5 protein-coding genes are annotated in these 6,399 nt (G+C 51.7%); all 5 read right to left on the reverse strand.

The genetic code is table 11. From position 1 onward, the window contains the following. Positions 1-259: 259 nt before the first annotated feature. The 5 genes from QEH59_RS17970 to QEH59_RS17990 all read right to left on the reverse strand — a co-directional run bounded on the left by QEH59_RS17970 (position 260) and on the right by QEH59_RS17990 (position 5,598). Positions 260-640, reverse strand: coding sequence for a GxxExxY protein (locus QEH59_RS17970; RefSeq protein ID WP_308986770.1), 381 nt, complete (start codon positions 638-640; stop codon positions 260-262). Between the two features lie 291 nt (positions 641-931). Further along, a complete protein-coding gene (locus tag QEH59_RS17975) occupies positions 932-1,237 on the reverse strand; it encodes a HigA family addiction module antitoxin (protein WP_308986771.1) in 306 nt (101 codons plus the stop codon). Between the two features lie 32 nt (positions 1,238-1,269). After that, positions 1,270-1,548 carry a type II toxin-antitoxin system RelE/ParE family toxin gene (locus QEH59_RS17980; protein ID WP_308986772.1) on the reverse strand — a complete coding sequence of 93 codons (279 nt, stop codon included), beginning with the start codon at positions 1,546-1,548 and terminating at the stop codon, positions 1,270-1,272. 45 nt (positions 1,549-1,593) lie between these two features. Further along, positions 1,594-5,106 carry a type I restriction-modification system endonuclease gene (hsdR, locus tag QEH59_RS17985; RefSeq protein ID WP_308986773.1) on the reverse strand — a complete coding sequence of 1,171 codons (3,513 nt, stop codon included), beginning with the start codon at positions 5,104-5,106 and terminating at the stop codon, positions 1,594-1,596. A 72-nt stretch (positions 5,107-5,178) separates the two neighbouring features. Beyond that, complete coding sequence (locus QEH59_RS17990; protein WP_308986774.1) at positions 5,179-5,598, reverse strand: hypothetical protein; 420 nt, start codon at positions 5,596-5,598, stop codon at positions 5,179-5,181. Between the last annotated feature and the right edge of the window lie 801 nt (positions 5,599-6,399).

The following is a 6,399-nucleotide window of genomic DNA, read 5'->3' on the forward strand; positions in this document are numbered from 1 at the left end:
TGGGGAGCCGGAGAGAGTCAGAGTTTTGCTGTTTGTTAAGTGCATGTCGGCCTTGGCTCCCTCTTCTCGCCCGTAGAGCCCCTTTATTATGCCCTTGGGTGCTAGCGTAAGCGGTTGTTGATGAATCTTTGGTGCGGTGCGTTCGGCTGGGATGCGGGTGAGTCGTGTTTTGGGGAGTGAGCTTTTATGATGGATTTTTTTACAACCGCTTCGCTAGAGGTGGGGAGGCCGGAGAGAGTCAGACGTTGCTGTTGATCGGTTATTCTGGGAGTGACAGTCGTCTGATACCATCTTTTAGGCGGACTACATTGAAATTAATGAGTAAGCCAACTTTGCAATCAGTTAGCTTCATATAGGTCATGAGTTGTGCTTCGTGAATGGGGGCTAGCTCTTTGACGACTTTGAGTTCGACGATCACTTTACCATCAACAATTAGGTCTAGAGCATAGTCGTCATCTAATTCTAGATCTTTGTATTTGAGCTGAAGTTTGACCTGACGCTTTACCTCCACGTTTCGTAGATGAAGCTCATGTTGTAAGCTTTTCTCATAAATACTTTCGATGAGTCCTGGCCCCCAGTAACTGTGCACTTCCATTGCTGCACCGATTATAGTGCTAGTTAATTTAGTGTAATCATCCATAACTACTTTTTGTTATCCAAAAGATTTAATGGCAAGTCTGACCTCCCTCTTCTCGCCCGTAGGGCCCTCTAGCGCAGCGGTTGTGGATCAATCATTTTGCAGAAGAGCTGCGTCACTAGCTGAGCATGGTATATGGCATTGCGGATTATTTTTTTACAACCGCTGCGCTAGAGTTGAGAAGCCGGAGAGAGCGAGGCTTCGGTGGTTTGGGTTTATGAAACTTTGGATTTTCGACAAGACCTAGGATCATGTCGATGATTGTTGGAAAAATCGACATGTTGGAGGTGCGGCTTACTGATCTTCGCAGACCATGAGTGACTCCGCGGTTTGCACGTATTGGACGATCTTGGAGGCTTCTTTGCGTAGCGCGCGGAAGTCGCACTCGACTTGGATGCCGTGCCAGAAGTCTTCCGATTGCCCGAAGAAGGCTCCGAAACGGATCGACATCTGGGGGGTGATGGAGCGCTTGCCGTGCACGATCTCATTGATCGCACGAGGTGCCACGCCGATCGCGCGGGCCATCGCGTTTTGAGAGATGTTCATGGGCACTAGGTATTCCTCTAAGAGTATTTCGCCAGGTGTGATCGGTGGGTTCATGGGGTATAACGTGTGACGTTACGGGGGTGCTGTCAATGATAGTCGACAATTTGCACCTCGGCTGGGCCTTGCTCGGTCCATCGAAAGGCGATGCGCCATTGTCCATTGATACGGATGGAGTGAGTGCCAGCGCGGTCACCTTTGAGTGCTTCGAGGCGATTGCCAGGCGGCACTGACAGATCTTCGATTCTTCGGGCGCGATTGAGTTGGATGAGTTTGCGTAAAGCGACCCGTGCTATCGCATTGAAACGCCGGTTTTTCTCTGCGACGAAGAGTTGCTCGGTGTCTGCATTGGCAAAGGATTGAATCATTGTTGGGTGTGGCGGCGTCGCGCAAGCACGAGCCCTACAATTTAATTAGCTGGCCTCCCATAGGTGGGCGTTGAGGCTTTCGATGACCTTGTCGAGTTGGCTGTCGAGTAGTTTATCGATGCGCCGAGAGCCGCCGTCGTCGCTGAAGCGCTGATTGACGAAGTCGCGGTCGATGATGCCTTCGTGGGTGAGTTGGGCAGCGAGTCGAGCGAGCCAATTACGTTGGACACGAGTCCAGTCGTGTAATGCGTAGATGGTCTGCATGGTATTTTGCACGCGTGTGCCGAAAGGGATGAGCGGTTCGCCTAGGGCGGCTTGTCGAATGTAGCCGATGATGCTGGCGGCAATATCTTGATTGGACTTGCCGCGCCAGGCGGTCTGTAGATTGACCTCGGAGAATCCGGCAGAGTCGAGCAGGAGTTTGACCTCTTTGAGCTGCTCGCGGGTGAGATCGCGCGGGCGCGTGACGGCGACCTTGAGCGCGGCTGATTGGTTGAGCTGCTCGTTGATGAAGCTCGTGAATTCGTTGAGGTAGTCTTCAGGTTTATCGTGGCCGCCGTAGTTTTGGCTGCGCTCGGTCACTTCGTCTGCGTGATGGGAAATGATGGGGAAGTGTTCGCTACCTACGAGGCGCTTTACCTCGTCGAGCTGATTGAGTAAGCCGCTGTGCTGTTTGAGGAAGTCGGAAGCCTTGCGTGGGCCCAGCTCATGCAAGTGTGAGTGCAGTTTGTCGGAAGGTACACCCCAGAACGCTTCGAGCTCTTGTAACTTGGCACGCAAGTCAGGCTTACGTTCGGCCTTATTGTTGGCCTTGCGTAAGACGCGCATAATTTTTTGGCTGATCTGGTCGAGGACATCCTGTGCATGGTTCGAAGCGGGCGCGCGACTCTCACTTTCACTCTCACCTTGTATGAGCGCGGCCTCGAGGATCTTGTCGTCGGTCAGTTCGGCGACCAGTTGATCCAGTGTGATGTTTGGATCTTTGACCAGAGGCTTCATCGTATTGACCTTTTCGAGGGTCTTGTAGATGTCGACGGCGTCGTAGATGCGGAAATAGGTTTTGCCGATCTCATCGCAACGACGGGTGGCACGTCCGATCATTTGCTCGTAGAGGATGCGTGATTTGACCAAGCGCATAAAGACGAGGTTGCAGATCTTGGGCACATCGATGCCGGTCGTCAGTAGGTCGACAGTGATGGCAATGGATGGATAGCGCTCGTTTTTTAAGCGGCGGATGAGTTTGTCAACTTGATCGCTTTTGCCTGTGATTTTACGCACGGCGGCTTCGTTGTAATCGCTGCCGTAGAGATCCTTAAAAGCTTCATCCAGTAGGTTTTTAACCATGTCCGCGTGTAAGTCGGTGGCGCAGAAAATCATGGTCTTCTCGTCGCTGAACGGGTCGAGCTCTTTCGCGAGCTCGGCACAGATGACCTGGTTGAACGATTTGGTAATGACCCGGCGGTTGAAACCTTCGATGTCGAAGCCGAGTTCGTCTTCGAGTTCGGCCGCTTCAACTTCGCCTGACTGGGTGTTTATTATTTCAACCGCCTCGCCGCGCTCGAACTGAATGCCGTTCTCTGCGAGCAAGGTGCGGTAGCGGATCGGTGGTTCGTGGTCGATCAGCCAGTCATCGGCGACAGCCTCTCGATAGGAGTAAGTATAGACAGGTTTGCCGAAGATTTCGGAGGTGTGTACCGCTGGTGTGGCAGTGAGGCCGATTTTGATCGCGTCGAAGTAATCAAGGGCTCGTCGGTAAGCGGATAGATATTGCTCGGCGTCACGATGCTCTAATTCGCCCTCAGTCATTTCCTGATCGAGGGTATAGCCACGGTGTGCTTCGTCGATTATGATACAGTCGAACTGATCAATTGGCGGAGGCGTGTCGGACTGGAAAATGCGGCGCACCATCGCTTGGACGGTGGCCACTTGAATGCGTGTTTCCGCTTCGGCGGCCATGTCGCCGAGTTGGGCGATATTGTAGATCTTTGAGAGTGGCTGGTTCTGTTCTAGTGGCGCTTCTTTAAATACATCTTGTGCTTGTTCCCCAAGGGCGGTGCGGTCGACTAGAAAGAGGATCCGCTTGAAACGCTCGGCTTTGAGGAAGCGATACATTAGACCAATGATTGTGCGCGTTTTGCCAGTGCCAGTGGCCATTGCGAGCAAGCAGCTTGTTTGGTCGTCCTCTAGCGCGGATTCGACTTCGCAGATGGCTTTTTCTTGATAGTCGCGCAACTGCAAGTAGGCGAAACCTTCGGCTCGCAATTGAGATTCAGCTGTGGCGCGCTGGCGGGTGAGTCGATCCAATAGGCCTTCAGGACTGTGGAACTCTTGTAAGGCTCGGCGTGTATTTGAGGGGTCGCGGACGTCGCGAAACCAGATGCCGGACTGCTCTGCGAGCTGTTTGATGTAGGGGCGTCCATTACAGGAATAAACGAAAGGGATTTGATAATGTCCCTCTGCGTCGTCTGCCCATGCGATGGTGCGGCCTTCGACTTCCCATGCGGGGAGTAAAGTCGGGGTTTGTTGAAATCCGCGCGAGTAGCGTTCGGCTTGTGTGATTTTACCAGCGACATTGGCATTTTCGCGCTTTGCTTCGACTATCGCAATCGGCGTCAGTCCAGCAAAAAGCACGTAGTCTGCTGACTGACGGCCCATTGTTGGCCATTCTGCGATGGCTACATTCTTGCCTCGCTCAGGACGGGCACCTTTTGCGTAGCGCAATTCTTGACTGTCTGCGATCCAGCCGAAGTCGTTGAGTTGCTGATCGATGAGGATGCGAGTCATCTCCTCATTGAGCGTGACAAGTTTGCAGGCCTTACGGACGCGAGCAGTATAAATTTTAGCCTGTTCCTGATTCTTTTTCTGTTGTTCTGCTTCCTTCGAGGCTAATTCGGACTGAAGGGCTTGAATCTGAGATTCGAAGGCTGCCTGTTGTTTCTTGAGCTCCGCTTCGCTGTTGGCTGATTGCGCTTGATAGCTTCTAGCCTCCGCATCCATCTCTTCTGCGAGGGCTTCGTAGGCCTCCTTCTCTTCTTGCTGGAGTTGGAGCAGGCTCTGATTGGATTCTAGCTGTTGACTGCTCTCTGTCAGTTGAGCACTGAGGACTTGAACTTTTGATTTTAGCTCGCGCAGTGTTCGGCTGGGGTCTGCAGGTTCCTGAAAAGGGCCAGCCTTGAAATTAGGAGCCGCTCTGCCTGAGGAGCGATGATACCAAAGAGCGAGTTCTCTGGCCACTTTGAGGCCAGAGAGGGCGTCTTTGTGCTGGGTTTCGAATTGGTGCGTGGCGTCGTTACCAGAAATGCGAATCTTATGGAAAAGCTTGATAATCTGTGGATCCAGCTGGAGCGCGCGCCCTAGCTGATAGATTAGATCAATTTGCTTCGTTTGCTCATTAAACTCGATGCCGCAACTGGTGGCTAAGTCTTGAGCGATGGCTTCGCCGAGTTGTCGTAGCTTTATGAGGGTGGTATTTGGATCACTCGAAAAGACACGTTCTGCGCTGGTCGCCAGTTGTAGGAAGAGCGGGTCATGTGTCTTTAAAAATGTAAAGTTACTCATTGAAGGTGCGCCAAAGCCAGAAAAGGGATTACAAGAAAGGCGTTTGTTACTTGTAGCAAAGCAAAAAAACAATCAAGGTTTTGCTAGGTTCGCTATCAGAAGGGCTTCCGTTTTTCTCAGCTTCGTTCCCAGCGCATCGTTGCCAATGCCTTTGAAGGCGTTTAAGCGCTTCGTGAAGTGGGGGAGTGATGTCGACATTTCCTGCATAATCGAGCTTGTATGAAAGTGCGGTCGGCAGTTGATGATGAGTTGCCAGCAAAGCTTAATTCCCTTCCTAGTAGCCTGTTCCATCTTAATCCGTTTAATTAATTTGGAGGCGGGTTCGTCATTCGGATCTTGTTCGACGAGTTTACCGCGCACGGCGAGATCGAGGATGAAGCGGCGCAGGCGCGGGATGGCGTCGGGCGCTTCGGCTACTTCAGCAAAATGCTGCAGTAATTGCGGATGATTGATGACGGATGGCGAATGGGTAGGCACGGTGGATGGGAACATCGAACGTCCAACTTTGAATGGTGAAAAGAGTGAAAGATATTAAATGGATTGCCAGATCGGGTGTTGATGCCAGTTGGGAGGCAGCCCCATTTTGTCGAGTGGATTGGGGCATGCAGGTGCTTGGTCGATGTGTGCTTGAATCATAAGCCCACAGTTTTTTAGGCGTAGTCATAGATCGGAGAGCGAAAGCCACGGTTTGGTATAGGGCTGGGTCATCGAGCAGCTCCCTTCTTCCAATTATGGTAAAAAAAAAAAGACGCGCCCTTGATGTGCATTCTTTTCATTGCGAAAACAAGAGGCACGGCGCGTGTGTTACCCAAGAGAGTGGGCATGTTCAGAGAATTGGCAAAGCTTTTTGCGCAATAGCGGAGCAGAAGCTGTGCTTTGTAAGTGAGTGGTGGCTGCTTCATGCGGCAATCACTTGTTGGTGTTTGGTAAAAAGAAACCTCCCGTGGTGCACATCGTTGAGAGGTGTGGGAGGTGTTGATAAGGAGATGAGATCATTGCAGGCTGTTTCCGTCAATGCCTTTACGGGTGCCGATGCGATGATGGCTCTCGTTTTGCTCTGTGAGCTTTGACGGACTAATGATGGAGGCTGTGAAGACATTACAAAATTGGATAAGTCATGCTGAAGGCTCTCCGGGGTTGAGGTCTTGAGAGAGTTCGGCTTCGATGCTTTCAATACTGGGAAGGCTGGAGGCGAGGTTGTCCAAAGACTACGAAACTACCATTGAGTCATCTACTGCCATGATTCATATTGCGATGACTCGACTCATGCTCAAGCGTGCGGCTAGATTCTAA

This window comes from Thalassobacterium sedimentorum, assembly GCF_031127905.1.
Classification (GTDB): domain Bacteria; phylum Verrucomicrobiota; class Verrucomicrobiia; order Opitutales; family Coraliomargaritaceae; genus Thalassobacterium; species Thalassobacterium sedimentorum.

Coding starts and splice junctions, on each gene's coding strand:
- QEH59_RS17970 (WP_308986770.1), bottom strand. CDS start 640: ATGGATGATTACACTAAATTAACTAGCACTATAATCGGTGCAGCAATG.
- QEH59_RS17975 (WP_308986771.1), bottom strand. CDS start 1,237: ATGAACCCACCGATCACACCTGGCGAAATACTCTTAGAGGAATACCTA.
- QEH59_RS17980 (WP_308986772.1), bottom strand. CDS start 1,548: ATGATTCAATCCTTTGCCAATGCAGACACCGAGCAACTCTTCGTCGCA.
- hsdR (WP_308986773.1), bottom strand. CDS start 5,106: ATGAGTAACTTTACATTTTTAAAGACACATGACCCGCTCTTCCTACAA.
- QEH59_RS17990 (WP_308986774.1), bottom strand. CDS start 5,598: ATGTTCCCATCCACCGTGCCTACCCATTCGCCATCCGTCATCAATCAT.